The following is a 21,054-nucleotide window of genomic DNA, read 5'->3' as shown; positions in this document are numbered from 1 at the left end:
CAAGTTTGATTTTTATAGTATAAGTTATCAAAACTTGTCGAATTGAAAGCTGTCGATGTATACGGCTATCTCTAAAAATTCTGCCATCGGGAAAGGAAATCATGCCAGTTAACATACCAATATTCCGTTCTTCATTGTTATTTCTATTGGCGTTTTATGTCGGTAGTGCCGCAAGTACAGAGCAGCACGATTGCTCGCTGCCGGATACAAATACGCCGGCAGTGCAAGCTCCGACTCAAGGGTGTGCAGTGATACTTGGCAATAAAGTAGCCCAGTGGCAAATCAATCACCTAGACAATTTTGATTACCTGGCACCGCGTTACCACCACGCGTCATCAAATCCACAGGGCTGGATTCAGGCAGCATTTTATATTGGCTTAACTCGCTGGGTCGATACGGTTAATGATCCGCACATGCTGGCTCATATTGAGACAATGGCGAAAGCACAGCAATATTTATTGCGTCTGTCTCGGGGCAAACACGCCGACGATCATGCCATTGGCCAAACCTATTTATGGCTGGCCGAGAGAACCGGCAATACAGCCGCTTATCAACCTGTAAAAGCATTGTTCGATGAAATTCTCGCCAACCCTTCAACGGTGAGTTTGGAAATGAATGAATCGCTCCCCAAACCCAAAGCTTATGAAAGCGTTTGTCAGGACCGCTGGTGTTGGGCAGATGCGTTATTTATGGCCCCAAGAACCTGGCTTAAACTAAGCAACATCACCCAGGATAAAAAGTATTTTGACTTTGCCGATCAGGAGTTCTGGCTCACCGTAGACTACTTATTTTCAGAACAACATGGGCTATTTTACCGCGACAGTCGCTATTTTGATAAAGTCAGTGATAACAACCAACCTGTCTTTTGGAGTCGAGGCAATGGCTGGGTTTTTGCTGCGTTACCGCTATTGATCGAGGAACTTCCTCAACACCACCCTTCACGAAATAATTATATCGAACTCTACAAAAAATTCGCCAAAGGGTTAGTGAGCGTTCAAAAACCTGATGGTTATTGGCCCGCCTCGTTACTGGATCCAGATAAAGTAAAAACGCCAGAAGTTAGCGGCACTGGATTCATCACCTTTGGACTGGCATGGGGTGTAAATAACCAGGTCCTTACTGACGACATCTATAAACAATCGGTAAAAAATGGCTGGCAAGCGATTACACGTGCGATTGCCACAAACGGACGTGTTAACTGGGTACAACAAGTTGGCAAAGCACCTGATCCGGTAAACAAACAAGACACTCAGCTTTATGGTGTTGGAGCTGTGTTACTGGCAGCGTCAGAAATGACCCGTTACGAGGAGTAACCATGACCGCCGCTACCTATATGCACCGTGGCTTGCTGCCTTTATTCGTTCTGGCTCTGAGCTTGGGCTCTAATTTTACCGTTCAGGGTGACGAAGGCGTCCCACCAAATACTGAAAACTCTCTGGTAATCGAGGCAGAAAATTTCGCCAGCCAACACCTGGACAGCAAACGCCGCTGGATCGTGTTTTCTAAAGAAAGCCAGCCTCATCACTACCCTGATGCAGATCAGCCTCACTATCACAACGCCAGTGCGGGAAAATACATAGAATTGTTGCCCGACACACGCACCAATCATCATGAATTGCTGGAACAAGGTGAAAACTTTAGTCAACAACCCGGAAAACTCGCGATACTTAGCTACCCAACCTATTTTGCCTCGCCGGGAAAATACTACGTTTGGGCTCGCGCCTATAGCACGGGCAGTGAAGACAATGGCGTCCATATCGGTCTTAATGGGCAATGGCCAGCTTCCGGTCAACGCCTGCAATTATGTCAAGGTAAACACCAGTGGACCTGGTCTTCGGCACAACGCAGCAAAGAAAACCATTGTGGCGTTGCCAACACCATCAGCCTGGATATCCCTTCCGCGGGTGTGCATACCATCCAGGTATCGATGCGTGAAGATGGCTTTGAATTAGATCAGTTATTGCTGACCATGAATAAAGATGTTCAGCCTCAAGGTATAGTGCCAGGCAAACCCAAGGTCTCTTCGGCGCCCCTTGAGAAGAAAGTGATGTTGCATCAGATTGATAATTATCAGCGAATATTGGCTGCCCCTACAGATTTCGCGTATCCCACAAGCAATAATCATGACGTTGAGCAAATCCCATTTTATCACCACAAAAAAGAGCATGCCTTGGCAATCAATGCTGTACAGCAAACCTTTCGCAATCAATTTGCTTACGCCGAGTATCAAGTGCAGGCAAAAGAAGCCGGTCAATACACACTAACGCTGGTTACCCTCTCTGAAATTGATGGTGAATCAAAATACCAGGTCATGATTAACGATAAGATCGTCGGCCAATTTCAAAACCCAGAGACGGCAATCGATTATCAGGAAGCTTATTTTCATATCGATAAGGTTACACTTTTAAAAGATGACATAATCAAAGTGGCGGCAATGGCCGTCACCAATGGCAAAATACCTGAAAATGGTGGTACTGCGTTTGCTCGAGGCCGCTGGCGGGCATTAGTGTTGAGTCGTCCAGAATCATAAATGGAATGCAAATGAAGTTAGAAAAAGAACAATCCGCTGTTTTCTTTAACGTATCGATACCCAGCATTATTCTGCTAATGATGGTTAGTCTGACTATGATGGCCTGCAACAGCGCGTCAATGCCTGAACATGGCACTCAAGCTTCCCCAGCCAGACCCAATATTTTATTTATTCTTGCTGATGACCATCGCTGGGATTTGATTGGTAAATATCACCCTATTATCAAAACCCCGAATTTAGATCGGCTAGCGAATAAAGGGACAGTGTTTACCAACGCATTTGTAACCACCCCAATTTGTGCAACATCGCGGGTTAGTATCTTAACGAGTTTAACCGAGCGTACCCATGATTTTACCTTTGGTCGCCCGGCTACCGGCATTGACGAAAGCAATAGCATTTACCCAAAAATTTTAAAGGATAATGGCTATCGCTCTGCATTTGTTGGTAAATATGAGATTAAGCTGTCAGGCAAATCGGAAGATAAATTTGATTACTTTAAAGAATTGCTACAAACCAGAACGGTTGAGTACCAAGGTGAAGAGATACCACAGACTTATCATATTGCAGAATTAGCCAAAGCGTTTATCGCACAACCGGAAAATGACAACACCCCCTGGGTCATGGCCGTCAATTTTTGGGATCCGCATGCACACGATAGCGATCAAGAAAATCAATACCACTATCCTGAAGAATTCGAACAGTATTATCAGCATGTCACAATTCCAGATGCCAAGTTTTCTCGTGATACAACCTTCGCCGAACTGCCTCAATTTTTACAGGAATCGATTGGCCATGTTCGTTGGCAGTACCGTTACGGCAGTGATGAACTCTATCAAAAAATGGTTAAACGGCATTACCGGGCAATTAGTGGTGTGGATAAAGCCGTTGGGATGATTTACGCCGAATTAGAGAAGCAAGGAATTGCCGATGATACGGTGATTATTTATGCTGGGGACAATGGCTATAACATCAACGAACGTCAATTAGCGGGCAAATGGTTTGGTTGGGAAGAAGACTTGAGAATTCCTCTTATCATTTACGACCCTCGCAACAAAGCGGCACAAGGGCAGGAAAAATCTGAAATGGCCTTAAATATTGATATTGCGCCGACGATTTTAGCGTTAGCTGGTGTGCAGGCACCAAAGAGCTATCAAGGGGAAAGTCTGGTTCCATTATTGCAAAATGACCAACACGCAAGTGATTCCTGGCGCCAGGAATTCTTTTTCGAACATATGTATCAACCTAAACGCGTATCAATTCCGCCAACGGTTGGTATGAGAACTAAACAGTGGAAATATGTAGATTTTTACAAGCACGATTTTCAACAGCTATATGACCTAACCAAAGATCCACAAGAAGCTAAAAATCTTGCTAACTCTCCTCAACACCAGGCCATATTAAAAGAGTTAAGCGAGCGTACCGATGTTTATATCCAAGAATATGAACGTCAACGCACATCCGAAGTTAAGCAACGAACGTCATTTGTTAACCAACGTAATGAACAAGATTCACAAAATAAGAAGAATAACGAATATGAATAGACGTAAAGTTTTAAAATATGCGGCTATGGTTACGGGGACTGCGATTTGTGCCCCCCTGACCTCGGCTTTACTAATGGGCTGTAGCGAACAATCCGTGACTGACACCGCCAAGCCAATCCCACTGACTGCCTCACAAGTGCCTGAATTTTTTGATCGGGAAACCTTTGAGGCAATCACCCAAATTATGGATACGATTTTACCAAAAACAGACTCGCCATCCGCTTCCGAGGTGAAGGTCCATTTGATTATGGACAATATGTTTCACAAGGTCTTTGATGAAAAGTACCGTCAGCGCTTTTTAAAACAATTCGCACACCTTAATGATTATTTGGCAAGTAACAACTTTTATCACGCAGACCCTCAGGCACAATTAAAGCAATTACACCGATTAGAAGCCATGACATCTGAGCCTGAAAATCCTGTGTACCGAGCGTATATCGATTTAAAACAACAAACCATTTCTTACTATTTATCAACCGAAGAAATTGGTGAAAATTACCTTAACTATTTACCCATCCCTGGCGGCTACACACCTTGTGTGACCGTTGCAGAGGTTGGTGGCAAAGCGTGGGCTGAATAATGAATAATAATACGTTTGACGCCATTGTCATTGGCTCTGGAATTTCAGGTGGCTATAGTGCCATGGAACTTTGTAAAAAAGGCTATAAAACCTTAATGCTTGAACGTGGCCGTATGGTCAATCATGGTGAATACCCAACCGCAATGATGGATAAGTGGGATTTACCTAATCAAGGCGAAGTAAGCCTGGAAGAAAAACAAAAACACTACGGTAAACAAGAAAGACTGCATTGGTGGGTTAAAGAAGACGTTAAGCATTTTATTAATAAAGATGACGAATACCCATATGACGAAGATGAACGCTTTGACTGGATCCGTGGCCACCATGTTGGCGGTCGCTCCGTTATGTGGGGACGTCACTGCCCACGTTGGAGTGATATCGACTTTGAAGCCAATAAAAAAGAAGGGATCGCTATCGACTGGCCGATTCGTTACAAAGATATCGAGTCATGGTATGACTATGTAGAGACTTTTGTCGGTGTGGCAGGGCAAGCAGAAGGCTTAAAACAGGCTCCCGATGGTAAATTTATTGCCCCGTTCCCACTCAATTGTGTCGAACAAAAAATGCGTGAGGCGGTGAACGAAATGTACCCGGAACGAGTTGTCACGCCTTGTCGAATCGCGAATTTAAGCGAATACAATCCTGAGGTGCATTTAGGCAGTCGCGGACAGTGCCAGGCCCGTAATCGCTGTAAACGTGGTTGCCCATTCGGGGCGTATTTTAGCACTCAATCGGCAACCTTACCGGTTGCTCAGCAAACCAACAATCTCACTTTGCAATCGGATGCTATCGTGATGGAAATTATCTACGATACGCAGCTAAAGAAGGCAACCGGCGTCAAAGTGAAAGATGCCAACACAGGTGTGATCACCGAATATTACGCACGCATTATATTCTGTAATGCGAGTACCGTAGGTACCGCCGCGATTTTGCTCAATAGTCGCTCAGAAGCCTTTCCAAATGGATTAGGCAATAGCAGTGGTGAATTAGGCCATAACTTAATGGACCACCATTATGGTATGGGCGCTTCGGGCACACTGGATGACTATGAAGACGCCTATTACAAAGGCCGCAAGCCAAAGGGCTTTTTTATACCACCATTCACCAACATTGATGAACGGACCAGACAAAAAGACTACCTGAGAAACTTTAGTTATCAAGGGGGTGCCCGGCGAACACACAACAACCCAAGCGGTGTTGTTGGTGCAGACTTAAAAGATGCCATATTAAAACCCGGTAAATGGCGTATTGGCATGGAATGTTTTGGCGAAATTTTGCCATATCATGAAAACCGTATGTACCTGAACTTTAATAAACGCGATAAACATGGCATGCCGATTATCACTTTTGACGCTAAACTACGCGAAAATGAATTAAAAATGCGCGAACATGGCATAAAGTGTGCTGTAGAGATGCTTGAAGCTGCAGGCTGTACCGACATTCGTACGCACAATCGAACAACGGCACCTGGCGCATGTATTCACGAGATGGGCACCGCTCGAATGGGCCATGACCCAAAGACCAGCGTATTGAACAAGTGGAATCAACTCCATGATGTGGCGAATGTTTTTGTTACCGATGGCGCTTGCATGACAAGCTCAGGTACGCAAAACCCAAGCATTACTTACATGGCATTATCAGCACGTGCGGTTGATTATGCCGATAAACAAATCAAAGCTGGAAAGCTATAAAACGATAAGGTTTGCAAATTAATACAAGGTATTATGGCATCATTGGCGAAATTAACCCGCAGCAGGTTTACCGCAAGGATATTGTCTAACCCCAATTAGAGGTGAATGTTAACCGTGGCAATATCAAATATATATGATTTGATATTGCCGATGCGCCGCCGTTAATTAAAGCCAAAACATTCGTTCAAAATAGGTAGCAATTTGAGTATTACAGAAATAGGACAGCTGGTTGGCGGGATCAGTTTTCTTCTCGCCGTGTTGGCCTTCTACCAAAAAGACGACCGTTACTTAAAAACCCTGTTAATGGCGGTGTACCTGATCCACGGAGTGCACTTTTACCTGCTCGATAGTTTGGTGCCCGCTACGCTTTGTTTAATAAGTTTTCTCAGAACTCTCATTTCTCTTTATATACGCTCATCGCGAATGGCAATCATCTTCATCGTTCTGATCGCGCTGTTGAGTTATCTCAACTATCAATCTCTTATTGACTTGCTCCCTATCGCCGCCAGCGTTCTTGGTACCTACGCGCTGTTATGTTTAAGTGGCATTAAAATGCGACTCGCAATCTTAATCGGTTCAGCCTTGTGGTTAATTAACAATATATTCATCGGCTCCATCGGTGGTACATTAATGGAATTATTTATCATTTCGACAAATGCATTCACGATCTATCGATTAATGGCGACGGCAGAGCCTCGAGGATAACTCAAGACACCCTTCCACGTGCATTAAAGGTGTCTAGTTCGGCTTGGGTTACGCAGCCTCGATAGGTTCCTGGGATCAACATAAAGTCAGGATTTGCCGGCTCTGAGGTGTAGTAAATATGAAAAATAATTTTCTTTAATTTGCGATAGCTTTTCGATAATTCAGACGTCTGATTAGCAAAAGCGCGTTTATCCAAATGGCTCACCAATGCAACCCGCTTATCCTTACCTAGGTTGAGATAGTGAGTCTGAAACGAAGCCTTGGCAATTTCATTAAGTTTAACCAGCAACTGCAGAAACTGTTTTTTTGTCCCGGCTACCGCCCAGGTTAACATCATCGCATCCAGCACAGGAATAACATGAGCATCTGTCGCCCCTGCCGTGTCGCTGAGGGGTATCATAATTTCGGCAATATCCGCCAGCATCGTCATATGCTCTGCCGAAAAAAACTGACCGCTATTGCTGATAACAAGCAGCTCTTTTTCTGTATTAGTTGTGCCTGCAAGTATTGGCGCGGCAACCAAAACCATCGCCGAGCCGATAAATACACGACGACTGATAATAAATTCACTACTGAATGTCCTCATCCTTTAAAGACTCCCTTTTTGCATCAATTTAGCGGCATAATCCGCAGCTCGCACGGTAATCGCCATATATGTTAAAGAAGGATTTTGGGTAGCACAGGAGGACATACAAGCGCCATCGGTCACAAATAGATTATCGACATCATGGGCTTGAGCCCATTTGTTTAATACGGAGGTGTTTGGATCATTTCCCATACAAGCTCCGCCCATTTCATGGATACGATCGCCAATAGCAATATGTCTGTCTTCAGGTGTTGTGTTGACATTGATATCGACGCAGCCCCCAACATCGAGTATTTCACCAATATCTTTAGCCGCTTGCCTGATCATTTTTCGCTCGTTGTCTCGAACGCGGGCATCAATATGTAACTGTGGAATCCCCCATTGATCGGTCTTAGTCGGATGCAAAGACGCCACATTATCAAAATACGGTAGCATTTCACCGTACATAATGGCTCGGAATTTCCAGGGGCCTGGCTGATTCGCGACTTCCTTCACATCTACACCAATTCCTGCCTTGTTCGCATGGGTTGGAGTCTTGGTTCGATGTTGAGCCGTTGCCTGAAACCCATAACCGCGCACAAATTCAACACCATCTTTGTTCTCATGCCGGTAATTGGGAATATAGGTTGCGATGGGTCGACGACCTGTTGCAAATTTATCGTCAAGCCCCGGGACAATGCCATCGGCCAGAACACCGCTAAAATGGTCCATTATATAGCGCCCGACGACGCCGCTTGAGTTGGCGATACCATTGGGAAACGTTGCGGATTTGGAATTTAACAGAATTTGCACCGACCCTAGTGCTGAAGCACATAAAAACACCACCCGCGCCTTGTAGCTGCGCTTTTCTTTGCTGAGCGTATCAATGATACTCACGCCCGAAGCCCGGCCGAGCTTTTCATCATAGTCAACGCGCTCAACAATGGCATTCGTGATCAGAGTAAGATTACCGGTATTATTCGCTGCTGGCAGCGTTGCCGATAACGAACTGAAATAGCCGCCAAACGTGCAACCCCGTTTGCAATAAGCGCGAGCCTGACATTGACCCCTTCCTAATTTCATTTGTTCTGCGGTAGGCTCGGTGATATTTGCTGCCCGGCCAATAATCAACCGGCGATCAGAATAGGCTTTGCGAAGGTTTTTTGCGATGACTTTCTCGGCACAACTCATCTCCCAGGGTTTTTGAAAAACACCATCCGGTAAATCTTCCAACCCATCGCGATTTGCGGATACGCCAATAAATGATTCGACATAATCGTACCAGGGTGCCAAATCCTCGTAACCTATTGGCCAAGGAACACCGTTTCCATCTTTCTTATTAGCCACAAAGTCCTTAGGCCCCCAGCGCAGAGACTGTCTACCCCAGGTAACGCTACGACCACCTAATTGATAGCTTCTCACCCATTTAAACGGGCGAGCATCCGGATAGCTATAAGGATGTTCTTTGTCATCCGCAAAAAATTGCTTAGTTGCTCCTTTAAAATACCCTTTCTGCTTTATCAATTGGTATCGCCCTTGTTCATCGAAATCTTCAGGGACCAGATTACGATTTTCAATTTGCCAGGGCGCCTGCATATCCGTATATTCCGAACCACGGTGCTCCACATTGCGTCCTCGTTCGATGACTAAGGTTTTAAATCCTTTTTCGGTAAATTCCTTCGCCGCCCAACCGCCGGTTATGCCGGAACCGACCACGATAACATCATATTCCTGCGCCATAGTTTTATTCGTAACCCCTGTGTTTGTCCGCTAATCGAGTAGATTGCGATATGTGTTTCTAGATAAAAAGGATGTCTACAACTCAACGATGTAAATATTACGGAAGCGAACAATATTGTCGCTCTTTCCCGTTTCCCTGAGTTGTTTGCTGCCATGATGTTGTAAACCAATCACCCCTTTACTGTCTTTGCGATCGATAATATGGGTCGTCAAAATGCCATTGACGGTAATTTTTATCTCTGTGCCACGACATTCAATACGATAGTGGTTCCAGGCATTGGCTTTGAAAGTGCTTGCCAACTCTTCATTCCAGTTTGCTATGTATGATTTAATAAAGTCTTTATCCCTGTTGCTACGCACAGGATGTTCAGGGTGCAGCCACTGCCGCCGGCCCTGATCAAACAAACCGCCACTCCATCGTCTCGGGCTGGGATCGACTTCAGCCTGATAGCCAACAACGACTTTGCCCTGATCTAGATCGCGAATTTGACCTCGAAAAATAAAGCCAGAATTACTGTATTCGGTAACGTCAGGCATTTTAATTTCGGCAGTTAAAATGAAGTCTTGATAGGTTTTTCGGGTTGTTAAAAACCAATTGGATTCTGACTGCAAATGTAACTCGCCATCCACCATTGTCGCATTACCAAATGGGTAAACATTTTCAAACTGAGAGAGTTGAGGGTCGAGCAAACTGACTTTATTAACCGTGGCGCATGATGCGCATAGAATCGCCATGTTCATAGCCAGCATGAGTTTAAAATTTCCTATTTTCACCGAAAATTCGCCTTTACTTAACGATCAATAATGATTACTTTTGATTGAATATAATCGATAGTTACATATTTTTATTCGGTTAAGCAACTGCAAATATTTGAATGAAGAGGAAGTTTCATTAGTGGGTTTAAAAAAACGATGTTTGATCTGGCTTTGGTCGTTGATATCGCTCTGGCCGATTGTCTTTGCAACGGCGGCGCCATTAAAAATAAGTGCGCAACTTCATTCCGTAAAGGATGAACTGAGCAGAGACTTTGATAAGACCCTAAGCGAATTAGCAAAAATGGGCTTTTCCGGGGTAGAATTTGCCGGACGATATGGCCCCTATGTTAACAACCCTGATGGCTTAAAAAAACGCCTTGCCGAGCTGCAACTCAAGGTCAGCGGCGTACACGTTCCGTTACAACAACTGCGTGGAGACGCTGGTGCTCGCAATCTTAGATTTTACCAAAGGATTGGCGCCGAAACGGTCATTATTCCTCACGATATCAGGGTCAACGACCCGAATAAAATCGACGAACTGATAAACGAACTGAATAAAATTTCCAGCATTGCTCAAGGCTATGGTTTAAAACTTGGTTACCACAACCATGCTAAAGAGTTCGATACCTACCTTAGCGGTTCGTACTGGGATTATTTGAATACTCATACAGACAACGCTGTGGTTATGCAATTGGATGTTGGTTGGGCACGCTTTGCCAAACAGGACCCCGTGCAATTACTCACACAACACCCCAATCGAACATTAACAACCCATTTCAAAATCCGAACCTATAAAGGCCGTCCTGGCAGTGTTGCAGCAGAGACTAAAGTACTTCTTGGAGAAGATAATTATGATTGGCATGCGCTGATCCAAGCTTGCAAAACTAAAGGTGCCACGCAATGGATTGTCATCGAGCAGGAAGAATACCCGCAAGGGCTAACCCCGCTGCAATCAATCGAGCGCTCTTTAAACGGCATTGCACCTTTCTTGGTGGGCAATTAACAAGCGCGGACGCCAGTATTAGCATTATTTCTGATGGAATAACCCTAGTCTTTTAACAGACAAACACAAAGGAAGTCTGGATAATAGATATATGCGTAGTGGTGCTTGCTCGAATACCCGATATGGATGACAAAACCTGTATCAATTGATTTGGATTCAACAGTGGACGTCGAGAATAAACACTGTTTGCAATGAAATTTCTATGAAGAGGAATGGCGCTCTCGGCAGGAATCGAACCTGCAACTTAGACTCCGGAGGTCCACGTGATATCCATTTCACCACGAGAGCCGCACATTGAAAGGGAATTTTATTCTAACCCTTTTGAATTTGCCATATAAATCTGTCGATAGCAGCGTCTTTGATGGCTATTTGTACAAAATATCGGCCTCAACCCTGCCTTTAAAGGAAATGAATCCTATTGAACATAGCGAAGTACCCGTGTCGTTCTTCACAATCATCATGCTCGTAACAAGATGCACCAGGTACGATTAACCTTGTAGCGGTTAAATCCGATACATTGTTGCCTGACTTAATACGTTTTAAATATTCTGCCATTGAATTCTGCGCAGGCCAAAAGTGCTACTCCTGGCGAATTTCCATCGCATTGCAATCAGCCTGAACGCAGCTATTTTCCCGTTGCGGCAAATGCTATATGATGTATCTTTTGTACGCAGAAAGTCGTTATGGATCAATCAGTCAAGCCGCCAAAATGGCAACAGTGCCAAGTCGTATTAGCAGGGAATCTGGTCGCAAAGCCAGAAGTTCGTTATCGCGCCAATCCCGCCACGCCAGTGTCGGAATTCGTTATTGCTACCCACCAACGTTGGTTTGATAAATCCACCAATAGCTACAAAGACTGGACGACCTATTTAACGTGTCTTGCCCAGGGAGAGTCTCTGGAGCGCGAATTTATTCATGCGGATAAAGGCCAGCTGGTCATGCTTAGTGGTCAACTCGGTGGCGACAATGACAAGCACCTTATTTTGACCGACGATGTATCGGTTGTCGGTAAGGGCCTGGCGCAGAGCATTAATCAGTTACATATGCAGGCGACGTTAGTCTCTGAGGTGAAACTGATGCAAACCCAGAATAATGCCACCATGGCTGAATTTACCGTACAGTGTCAGCAGTCTGGGTTACCGGCAAAACATGCCAAAGCAGAGCGAATTGTCCACGTTTTCGGGAAATCGGCACAGTTTTTAGCCGATAAAGCCAAGCCAAATCAGCAGGTCATCATTGAAGCGAGCATTGCCCAACAAGGTGACCATAAACAATTACAGCTTATCGATGCCAAGCGGGTTATAATCTGCCCAGAATAATAATGCATAAGAAGTTGTTTACCCTTGTCCTTTAGTCGTCGATTTTTCGCCCTTTTAACCTGGCTTGGTCTAAGCCTGTTTTCACCTTTTTTGTTCGGTAATTATGGCAGCGTCACCGTTGCCAGTATCGTCAATGTCTATGACGGCGACACCTTTCGCGCCAATATTGCCCACTGGCCCGATGTTATTGGCAATAATACACCGATACGAATCAACGCAGTGGATACACCGGAAATCCGCGGCAAGTGTGCGGCTGAAAAACAATTGGCCATTCAGGCCCGAGATTTTACCCGGGAACAATTATTAAAAGCAGAGTTAATCGAACTGAGGAACATTGAACGCGGCAAGTATTTTCGTCTTGTTGCCGATGTTTATCTGGATGGTCAAAGCCTGGCTCAGCAATTACTGTCCCATGGGCTGGCGCGACCTTATGATGGTAATAAGAGGCAATCCTGGTGTACCGGCACGTCCTGAATCGAAAAAAGCTAAAACAGTGGTGGCTACGCCATCGCCTGACCATTAAGCTGATCTTAGGTTTTTTGCTGCTCGGCATCCTCATTAGTGCCGGCATTCACTATTCTGGTCTGAGCCAATATTTTAACCTCAACACTCTGGAGCAGTTCCGGGCTCAGTTTGCGGAGGATCTGGCTCTAAACTTTTTGCTCCTGATGACCCTAGGTACGGCTATCGGGTTACCCAGGCAAATTTGTGCATTTAGTGCCGGATATTTATTTGGTGCCATGTCAGGCATATTTCTGGCAACAACTGCAGCCATCCTTGGCTGTTTAATCACGATTTTATTCGCCAAATATGGGCTAAGATCGCTGTTGCTGCCGAGATATCAACTTCAAGTCGATAAAATTCACAAGCTTTTGGCGCATCAAACATTTCGAAAAACCCTGATGGTTCGTTTTATCCCTGCGGGAAATAACTTTCTGTTTAACCTCTGTGCCGGAGCCGCCCATGTGCCGCTAAAGCCCTACTTGCTTGGCTCTTATCTCGGCTATATTCCCCAGATGAGTATTTTTGCGTTGATGGGAAGTGGGATTAAGATGCAATCGAGTGCACAGTTTAGCGTAAGTATTGTGCTCGCCTGCATTGCCGTGGTGATTGCCTGGTCACTGAAATCCAAGCAATAAATACCTTTCCCCGGTGTTATACCAATCACATTAAATTATTGCTCACTCAGTGAGAATTTAAAGGCTTTTAGACAAGGCTTTGATTGCAGAGAATGGTTATTCCATTGTCAAAATCAGTAACGCAGGATAAACGCCTTTAAAACTCACCCGTAGGGAGTTTACCTTAAGGCCCATTTACGACCCTATATTTCATTAATATAGAATGACTATATCAATGAAACCTATGTTGTAACTGAACCTCTGCCCTAACTCTGAGTTGTGCACAAACTTAATGTGATTGGTATTATCACACTGACCTGACACCCGAAAACATTGCTCGGAAAATTCATCGCGCCAATTGGCAACTATCAAACAAAGAAAAAGGCGCTAAAAGCGCCTTTCAAAAATAATGAGCGGGTTATTAATCTAACTGGCTTAGATACACCACGATGTTTTTATAATCCGTAAGAAAATCGGCACGGTCTAACTCGTTGGCATTAACACGATACTTGCCGTTAACCACAATCGTTGGCACGCCGGTTAATGCGCGTTTTGCCACTAAATCATCCTGGTTTTTCTTTTGCTTTTTGGCTTGTGAATTTACTGCAAAGCTTTTGAATAGCTTATCAAATTTTTCACCTTCAACACCATTCATCACAAAAATCTTGCGGATATCTTCCTGTGAAGTAATTGGACGACGCTGCACCTGAATTTCATTGAAAATTGCACCAATTAGCTGATTTTTCTGTGGCAGTTGCTCAGCAACCACCAACGCTTTAGTGATGTCGAACTGTACTTGTTCGCTCGCAGCACGAAGAAAATCTACGTGATTTTTTTCAAAGCTTACGCCTTCAGGTAATGAGCGCGCTAAGTCCTGCATAAAAGGTTCAAAACGTAAGCAGTGTGGGCAATAAAAAGAGAAGTACTCACGTACCTCAGGCTTAGCAGACGCTGTCTCACTCACCTTAGTGTAATGTTTTCCTTCGACATACTTCGCTGCCTGGCTGCTAAATGCGGCTAGCGCAGTAACTAAAAATAAAGTGATTAACTTCTTCATGTAATTCTATTCCTTACGTATTTCTAATTATGTGTGATACCAAATACGATGGTTTTATGATCGATTCGAAATGTCTAACGAACATTCCCGTAGGGCGAATGTTTTTATGACACCTTTACCTTGAAAATGTTCAACAAAGCAAACCATTCTAGTCTTGGCGTGCGTTTTTCTCTTCGTTGAATGATCAATCTTCTGTCGTAATTGCTAATGAATATACCATTATGGCATTAAACTCAAGGGCGGCTCTTGTAAAGTGGCCACCTGTTCTTTTAATGCAAGTATTTGTTGTTCCCAGTATTTCTCGGTATTAAACCAGGGAAAATTACGGGGGAAAGCCGGATCTTGCCACCTTCTGGCAAGCCATGCCATATAATGTACAACTCTCATTGTTCTCAAGGATTCTATCAGTGACAGCTCACTGGTATCAAATGAAAAGAACTCTTCGTAACCAGATAATAGTGTATCTATTTGTAACAGTTGCTGTTGCCTGTCGCCGCTAAGCATCATCCATAAGTCCTGAATCGCCGGACCGGTTTTACAATCATCGAGATCAACAAAGTGCGGTCCAGCATCGGTCCACAGAATATTTCCGGCATGACAGTCACCATGGAGTCTGATTTGCCTAGTTGGCTGATACCGGGCGCTGGCTATATCAATCGCCTGTTCAAGAATAGTGAAAAATGGTGTTTGCAAACCAAGCGGTACCATTTGGCAGTCCATAAGAACTTGCCTGGCATCAAATAAACTTTCCTGAGTGGAAATTATCGGACGCGTTTGAAAACTCTGTTGTGAGGATACCGCATGAATGCGGCCAACAAACCGTCCCATCCATTCCAGCTGTTCAAGATTATCAACTTCAAATATACGACCACCCCGGCAAGGAAACACCGCAAAATGGAATCCCTGATGATGAAATATACTCACGCCATCACGTTTTAAAGGTGCCACGATTGGCAATTCATGCTCATCCAACTGGAAAGAAAAGTCGTGCTCTTCCTGAATTTGCTGCAGCTGCCAGCGACCGGGCCGATAAAACTTACAGACAAATTTTTGGCGGTTCTCATCATGGAATTGATAGACCCTGTTTTCATAGCTATTTAAGGCCAGCAGCCCACTATCTACCTGAAATCCAGCACCCTCAAGGCCGTCGATAATGGTTTCAGGCGCCAGCGATGAGAAGTTAAAATCTTTCATATCAATCCCGGTTCAAACAATGGATCAAAATTGTAACCTGTATCTATCCAATCCCCTAGGATGCAATTCTCTTAGTCGGTGGATTTCAACGCCCCCCTATGGTCGGCGATTAAAAAATTTACTGGATTGCTTAATGATCACATCACTATCACTCGGTTCAATTTGCTGGATCACAAACGAGACATCTGTCATATATTCTTTCAACTCATAAGGGTCAACAGCAATACTCACCGTGACCGTTTCCAGTTGTGCGGCTCTGACGGAGACTTTTTTCTTACCGCGCCATTGCGTGTTTTCCAAACCTTCAATTGATATTTTGTAGATGCTGTCATGTTGCGACTTGTTCAATACTTTCAAGGTGTAGACATTTTCTATCAACCCTTCATTGGTCTCCCGAGACAATGCATTGCGATCACGAATAATATCTAGCTGCAATGGTACTCGGGTTGCCAAATCTGCTACGAAAAATCCTGTCATTACCAATAAAATTGTCGCGTACATAAATAACTTAGGGCGTAAAATATGGACTTTCTTACCGGTCAGTTCATGTTCCGTGGTATAGCGAATCAGGCCTTTTTCGTAGCCCATTTTGTCCATCACACCATCACAAGCATCAACGCAGGCACCACAATTGATGCACTCATACTGCAAACCGTTACGAATATCGATGCCTGTCGGACAAACCTGCACACACAAATTACAATCGATACAATCCCCCAGGCCAAGTTCTTTAGGGTTGGCCTTACGAGAACGCGGGCCCCGTGTTTCTCCACGATTGTTGTCATATGATACCGTTAATGTGTCTTTGTCGAACATCGCCGATTGAAATCTCGCATAAGGGCACATATGCAGGCACATGATCTCTCGCATCCAACCCGCGTTGCCATATGTCGCAAAGGCAAAAAACACAATGCAGGCAGTTGCCATCACGCTGGCGTTAAATGTGAAAAAGTCGATGACAAGTTGCCGCATTGGCGTGAAATAGCCAACGAAAGTAATCGCCGTAAACAAAGCAAAGAGGATCCAACAACTATGTTTCGCGGCTTTACGCCACAACTTATTGACCGACATCGGTTGTTGATCTAATTTTTTGCGCTGGTTCGCGGTTCCTTCAAAACGTTCTTCAAACCAGATGAAAATAAACGTCCAGACTGTTTGTGGACACAGATATCCGCACCATACCCGACCTAAAAAGGTCGTCACAAAAAACAACAAAAAGGCGCCAATAATGAACAGCCAAGCGAGTAACGTCAGATCCTGAGGCCAAAGGGTTAACCCCCAAAGATTAAACCGCTGCTCGCCAATATCGAATAAAATTGCCTGTTGACCGTTGTATTGCAACCAGGGTAATACGGCGAACAAGATCAAGAAGAAAAAGTTCATTTTCCTACGGATTTGTTGAAAGTAACCACTTACTTTTCGGACATAAATTTGATCGCGAGGCTTATACTGCTCAACCTCGGATTGACGTGGACGGTGAACCTTAATTTCTTTTACCGGTATGGTTTTAACCGGTACGGACTTGGATTTATTTTTTTCCATTAGACGACAAACTCACCCTGGGACTATGTCAACGTTTTGTTAAATTATACCTTAAGCGCCAGGCCAAAGTATGATTTAACACAAGTTTAATGGCTTTTTTCAAACAAAATTAGGTATCATGGGGGCAATAATAATTATCGGGTCCTGTTATGAAAAAATTACTCATATTGATCGTTGCAGCTGCGGTGTACCTTCACTATTACCCGTCACCACAGTTAAATGCCTGGTGGCAGCAGTCGCTGCAATGGCTAGACGACAAAACCAGTGACTATACGGATACTAAGGTTGGCGTAAAGCCGTCCAAGTTAGTCACGGTGCTACAACCCCATTTTGACAAGTATTCGAAAATGGAAGAGGCTTATATCCGTGAGCTCGCCACATCCCGTGATAATATCCGGGAATTTCACCGACAATACTGTGAAGAGCCAAAAGGTAATCGACGCTTAAATCGCAACAATCAAAGGCAAGTTTGCGACGTGATTTCGCAATATAGACTGTTATAGCGCTTTAATCCGCCCCTACATTGAGGCTTGATGATAAACCACATTACGTTCGTCTCGGGCAAAGCCGATGAGATTCATATTACTTGATTGTGCCAATGCCACCGCCATACTGGTGGCAGCGGATACCGTTACCAGGGTCGCGATCCCTAATAATTGACACTTTTGCACCATTTCAAAACTCGCCCGGCTTGATGCCAGGACAAAGCCTTGGTTCAGGTTAATATTGTGTTTAATCAAATATCCAATGAGTTTATCTAATGCATTGTGACGACCAACATCTTCACTAACATGAATCAATGCGCCACTGTTATCAAAAAAACCACAACCATGGACACTACCACATTGTTGATTCATCAGTTGTGCGTCGGTGAAGTGTTTTAGCGATGTTGCAATCACCTCAGAGCGAGGCATTGAACTAACGGCAAGCCGCGTACGATGAGGGGAAATTAAGTCAAGAGATTCTTTACCACACAAGCCACAACCACTGACACCTTTGAGCATGCGACGCCGTTGCTTTAACCGATTAAATTGTCTCGAATTAATCTCGAGTTTCAGTTCCAGACCGTTTTCCTGGGTGACTTGATCAATGCCAAATACATCAGAGACAGAATCTATAATGCCTTCCGTTAATGAGAACCCCAACGCAAAGTGATCTAATTCAACGGGAGTCAGCATCATTACTGCATGCGTTAAGCCATTGTAAACAACAGCCACTGGGGCTTCTTCAACCACCACATCGGCGTTGCTCGTCAATGACGCCTCTGCCACACCAGACTCCCGAGTGGTAACCACAGTTGCCACAGTCCCCGGTACGCGAGACTTTTGACATCCTTGCAGATGCGGCGATCCTGTCAACTTGTCGCTAATAGTTAACTCCCAGAAGATAGTTGTTCTAACACGGAGGAAAATTCATCCGCGCTTTGTTGTTGATGGTCGTGTTGGTAATCGCGAACCACCCATTGGCCATTCACCATCACATCGCGCACCGCATTACTGGCGCTGGCGAATATCAGACTATCCATACGATAATCAGCGCCACCAGCGTACAGGCGTAATTTTTGCGGATCAAGCACAAGCAGATCGGCCTGCCGGCCAATTGCTATTTCGCCAGTATTCGAAGATGTTGCCATCGCACCGCCTTTAGTGCTGTGTTGCCATAAATATCGACCTACCGACGGTACACTAGAGCTAGCCAAAACCGCACGTTGTTGCTTCTGCAACCGCTGCGCATATTCCAAAAGCTTCAATTCTTCGGTTGCGCTGACACTGATATGGCTGTCAGAACCAATCGCGAATTGCCCGCCAGCTTCTAAAAATTGGGCCGTTGGAAATATGCCATCGCCAAGGTTCGCCTCTGTGGTAGGACAAATGCCAGCAATCGCCCCACTTTTGGCAATCCCGTTCAGTTCACTTTCATCAATATGGGTCGCGTGAATTAAACACCAATGCTTATCAACTGCAACATTATCGAGTAACCACTGCACCGGGCGTTTTTGATAATGTGCCAGGCAATCGTTCACTTCCTGCATTTGCTCGGCAATATGGATATGTACCGGCGCTGTTGCATCCAGCATTTTAAGATGTTTGACCGCAGCATTTATCGATTCTAAATCAACGGCTCTTAGGGAATGTGGCGCAATACCGACATTGGCATTGCTTAGGGATTTGGCAACGTCAATGCAATCGGACACCAATTGATTAAACTGTTCGGTCGAATTAATAAAGCGACGTTGTCCATGGGTGGGCGCTAAAGGCCCAAAACCGCTGAAACGATACAAAACCGGTAACATAGTGATGCCAATTCCCGAATCCGCTGCCGCTTGGAACGCGGCCCGGGCCATGGTGCTTAATTCTGGGTATGGATTGCCATCAGGATCATGGTGCAGATAGTGAAACTCTGCGACGCGAGTATAACCCGCTTTAAGCATTTCAATGTATAGCTGCCTGGCAATGATTTTGGCCTGCTCCGGGGTGATATGATCAACAAACTGATACATAATTTTACGCCAGGTCCAGAAACTATCATTGCCTTCACTGCCCTGTTCGGAAAAACCCGCAAACCCTCGTTGAAACGCATGGGAATGACAGTTCACCATGCCTGGAATAATCGGTCCATTGGTGTCTATTGCACCATCAACTTTGCCATCGACAATTTCCGTGATCACACCATTGTCAATCCATAAAGTTTTATTTTTCAGCCAGTTAGAACCGACCAGAACATCGCCGGCATACAGCGCTTGGGAAGAAGAGGAAGAGGTCATTACTGCGGTACTCCAGATGATGAGCAGTCAGGAACAGTGTCCTTAGAAATATAGCTGATAAATGCCTGGACCATGTTTTGTAACTGTGGAATAACAGCCTGTGCTTTCTCGTCACTATATTGGCTGACATGATTCGTATCAGTCAGGCTGGAAACAGATTCAGCAAGCGGATTGCCATCCTCTCCCCATAAGGCTTCATCCATATATGTCCGTTGCGATAACTCGAGCTGCACCGTTTCAATATTTTTATCGAGATTGGCATAAGCCCGGGTAATATAGCCCCCTTTGAAACGTCCATCGATCACTTTTGAATACGGAGAAACGTTAATATTTTCCAGTAGCTGGTGAAGCTGTGATGTGCAGCTTTTGCCCTGATTGGTACCAAAATTAAAATCCGGGAGCTGGCCCGCAAAAAAACGAGGAACTTGCGAGCAGATAGAATGGGCTTCCAACAATAACGCTTTGCCATGAATTTTTTGGATCTCGGCCAATGTGTCAGCCACCGCCTGATGATAAGGTTGCCAAAAGGTTGTTACTCGACGCTGAATTTCTTTCTCATTCGGTTGCATGTCTTTTTTATAGAGAGGTTGGCGCTGAAAATTTGTGGTTGGACACAACTCAGTGCTGTCTGCGCCCGGGTATAAATTTGCGCCATCCGGCGAGCGATTCAAATCAATTACATAGCGGCTATAAGCAGGCACTATTAAATACACACCCAGCTCTTTGGCAAACGCATACAAACGGTCTAAATCCCAGTCCGTATCCGCGACACTTAACCCTGCGGCAGTCATTGTGTTCCGTATATCATCGGGAATCGACACACCATTGTGAGGCATGGAGATTAACAGTGGAAGGTTGCCTTGTTGCAGCTGAAAAATAGATTGTGTCATGGAATTTTACGGATACCTGATAAGAATCTTAGTCGCGATGAAATATTCATCGAATTTGG

Annotated in this window: 20 protein-coding genes and 1 tRNA gene; 11 read left to right on the top strand and 10 right to left on the bottom strand. The window is 44.7% G+C overall.

Annotated elements, in window-relative coordinates:
- Positions 1-101: 101 nt before the first annotated feature.
- From FE810_RS07315 to FE810_RS07290, 6 genes are all read left to right on the top strand, one after another.
- On the top strand, positions 102-1,313 hold the full coding sequence (locus FE810_RS07315; RefSeq protein WP_138319385.1) for a glycoside hydrolase family 88/105 protein: 1,212 nt from the start codon (positions 102-104) through the stop codon (positions 1,311-1,313).
- Positions 1,314-1,315: 2 nt separating this feature from the next.
- A complete protein-coding gene (locus tag FE810_RS17075) occupies positions 1,316-2,530 on the top strand; it encodes a hypothetical protein (RefSeq protein ID WP_246036966.1) in 1,215 nt (404 codons plus the stop codon).
- 11 nt (positions 2,531-2,541) lie between these two features.
- Positions 2,542-4,071 carry a sulfatase-like hydrolase/transferase gene (locus FE810_RS07305; RefSeq protein ID WP_246036965.1) on the top strand — a complete coding sequence of 510 codons (1,530 nt, stop codon included), beginning with the start codon at positions 2,542-2,544 and terminating at the stop codon, positions 4,069-4,071.
- Positions 4,064-4,651 carry a gluconate 2-dehydrogenase subunit 3 family protein gene (locus FE810_RS07300; protein ID WP_171022290.1) on the top strand — a complete coding sequence of 196 codons (588 nt, stop codon included), beginning with the start codon at positions 4,064-4,066 and terminating at the stop codon, positions 4,649-4,651. Before FE810_RS07305 ends, FE810_RS07300 begins: the two co-directional genes overlap by 8 nt.
- Positions 4,651-6,342 carry a GMC oxidoreductase gene (locus FE810_RS07295; protein ID WP_138319383.1) on the top strand — a complete coding sequence of 564 codons (1,692 nt, stop codon included), beginning with the start codon at positions 4,651-4,653 and terminating at the stop codon, positions 6,340-6,342. The genes FE810_RS07300 and FE810_RS07295 overlap by 1 nt, the downstream gene beginning before the upstream one ends.
- Positions 6,343-6,543: 201 nt before the next feature.
- Positions 6,544-7,047: a YgjV family protein gene (locus FE810_RS07290; protein WP_171022289.1), complete on the top strand. Its 504-nt coding sequence runs from the start codon at positions 6,544-6,546 to the stop codon at positions 7,045-7,047.
- A 1-nt stretch (position 7,048) separates the two neighbouring features.
- On the opposite strand, the gene FE810_RS07285 is transcribed toward FE810_RS07290, so the two are convergent.
- The 3 genes from FE810_RS07285 to FE810_RS07275 form a co-directional block, all read right to left on the bottom strand.
- Positions 7,049-7,633: a gluconate 2-dehydrogenase subunit 3 family protein gene (locus FE810_RS07285; RefSeq protein WP_138319381.1), complete on the bottom strand. Its 585-nt coding sequence runs from the start codon at positions 7,631-7,633 to the stop codon at positions 7,049-7,051.
- Between the two features lie 3 nt (positions 7,634-7,636).
- On the bottom strand, positions 7,637-9,352 hold the full coding sequence (locus tag FE810_RS07280) for a GMC oxidoreductase (RefSeq protein WP_138319380.1): 1,716 nt from the start codon (positions 9,350-9,352) through the stop codon (positions 7,637-7,639).
- A gap of 75 nt (positions 9,353-9,427) precedes the next feature.
- Positions 9,428-10,087: a 3-keto-disaccharide hydrolase gene (locus FE810_RS07275; protein ID WP_246036964.1), complete on the bottom strand. Its 660-nt coding sequence runs from the start codon at positions 10,085-10,087 to the stop codon at positions 9,428-9,430.
- 160 nt (positions 10,088-10,247) lie between these two features.
- Here FE810_RS07275 and FE810_RS07270 point away from each other — a divergent pair, with 160 nt between their 5' ends.
- Positions 10,248-11,111: a sugar phosphate isomerase/epimerase family protein gene (locus FE810_RS07270; protein WP_138319378.1), complete on the top strand. Its 864-nt coding sequence runs from the start codon at positions 10,248-10,250 to the stop codon at positions 11,109-11,111.
- A 213-nt stretch (positions 11,112-11,324) separates the two neighbouring features.
- Here FE810_RS07270 and FE810_RS07265 read toward each other — a convergent pair.
- Positions 11,325-11,399 (bottom strand) — tRNA-Arg (locus FE810_RS07265).
- A 395-nt stretch (positions 11,400-11,794) separates the two neighbouring features.
- Between FE810_RS07265 and FE810_RS07260 the strand changes: the two genes are divergently transcribed.
- From FE810_RS07260 to FE810_RS07250, 3 genes are read left to right on the top strand one after another with little or no spacing between them, the layout of a single operon-like run.
- Entirely contained in the window at positions 11,795-12,430 is a 636-nt protein-coding gene (locus FE810_RS07260) for a single-stranded DNA-binding protein (protein ID WP_138319377.1), read from the top strand.
- Between the two features lie 24 nt (positions 12,431-12,454).
- Complete coding sequence (locus FE810_RS07255) at positions 12,455-12,904, top strand: thermonuclease family protein (RefSeq protein ID WP_138319376.1); 450 nt, start codon at positions 12,455-12,457, stop codon at positions 12,902-12,904.
- Positions 12,886-13,569: a TVP38/TMEM64 family protein gene (locus FE810_RS07250; protein ID WP_138319375.1), complete on the top strand. Its 684-nt coding sequence runs from the start codon at positions 12,886-12,888 to the stop codon at positions 13,567-13,569. The genes FE810_RS07255 and FE810_RS07250 overlap by 19 nt, the downstream gene beginning before the upstream one ends.
- Before the next feature lie 400 nt (positions 13,570-13,969).
- On the opposite strand, the gene FE810_RS07245 is transcribed toward FE810_RS07250, so the two are convergent.
- The 3 genes from FE810_RS07245 to ccoG all read right to left on the bottom strand — a co-directional run bounded on the left by FE810_RS07245 (position 13,970) and on the right by ccoG (position 17,341).
- On the bottom strand, positions 13,970-14,605 hold the full coding sequence (locus tag FE810_RS07245) for a thiol:disulfide interchange protein DsbA/DsbL (RefSeq protein ID WP_138319374.1): 636 nt from the start codon (positions 14,603-14,605) through the stop codon (positions 13,970-13,972).
- A gap of 219 nt (positions 14,606-14,824) precedes the next feature.
- Positions 14,825-15,799: a serine/threonine protein kinase gene (locus FE810_RS07240; RefSeq protein WP_138319373.1), complete on the bottom strand. Its 975-nt coding sequence runs from the start codon at positions 15,797-15,799 to the stop codon at positions 14,825-14,827.
- 96 nt (positions 15,800-15,895) lie between these two features.
- Complete coding sequence (ccoG, locus tag FE810_RS07235; protein WP_138319372.1) at positions 15,896-17,341, bottom strand: cytochrome c oxidase accessory protein CcoG; 1,446 nt, start codon at positions 17,339-17,341, stop codon at positions 15,896-15,898.
- A 149-nt stretch (positions 17,342-17,490) separates the two neighbouring features.
- Here ccoG and FE810_RS07230 point away from each other — a divergent pair, with 149 nt between their 5' ends.
- Positions 17,491-17,844, top strand: coding sequence for a hypothetical protein (locus FE810_RS07230; RefSeq protein ID WP_138319371.1), 354 nt, complete (start codon positions 17,491-17,493; stop codon positions 17,842-17,844).
- Between the two features lie 15 nt (positions 17,845-17,859).
- Here FE810_RS07230 and fdhD read toward each other — a convergent pair whose 3' ends face one another.
- The 3 genes from fdhD to hutG form a co-directional block, all read right to left on the bottom strand.
- Positions 17,860-18,645 carry a formate dehydrogenase accessory sulfurtransferase FdhD gene (fdhD, locus tag FE810_RS07225; RefSeq protein ID WP_171022288.1) on the bottom strand — a complete coding sequence of 262 codons (786 nt, stop codon included), beginning with the start codon at positions 18,643-18,645 and terminating at the stop codon, positions 17,860-17,862.
- 68 nt (positions 18,646-18,713) lie between these two features.
- Positions 18,714-20,105, bottom strand: a complete 1,392-nt coding sequence (locus FE810_RS07220) for a formimidoylglutamate deiminase (RefSeq protein WP_138319369.1) — start codon at positions 20,103-20,105, stop codon at positions 18,714-18,716.
- The gene (gene hutG, locus FE810_RS07215; RefSeq protein ID WP_138319368.1) at positions 20,105-20,995 is read right to left on the bottom strand and encodes an N-formylglutamate deformylase; all 891 of its coding nucleotides are present in this window, start codon (positions 20,993-20,995) and stop codon (positions 20,105-20,107) included. Before hutG ends, FE810_RS07220 begins: the two co-directional genes overlap by 1 nt.
- Positions 20,996-21,054 lie beyond the last annotated feature (59 nt).

Origin of the sequence: Thalassotalea litorea, assembly GCF_005843925.1 — a bacterium.
Classification (GTDB): Bacteria; Pseudomonadota; Gammaproteobacteria; order Enterobacterales; family Alteromonadaceae; genus Thalassotalea_A; species Thalassotalea_A litorea_A.
This window is presented reverse-complemented; position numbering and strand designations above follow the sequence as displayed.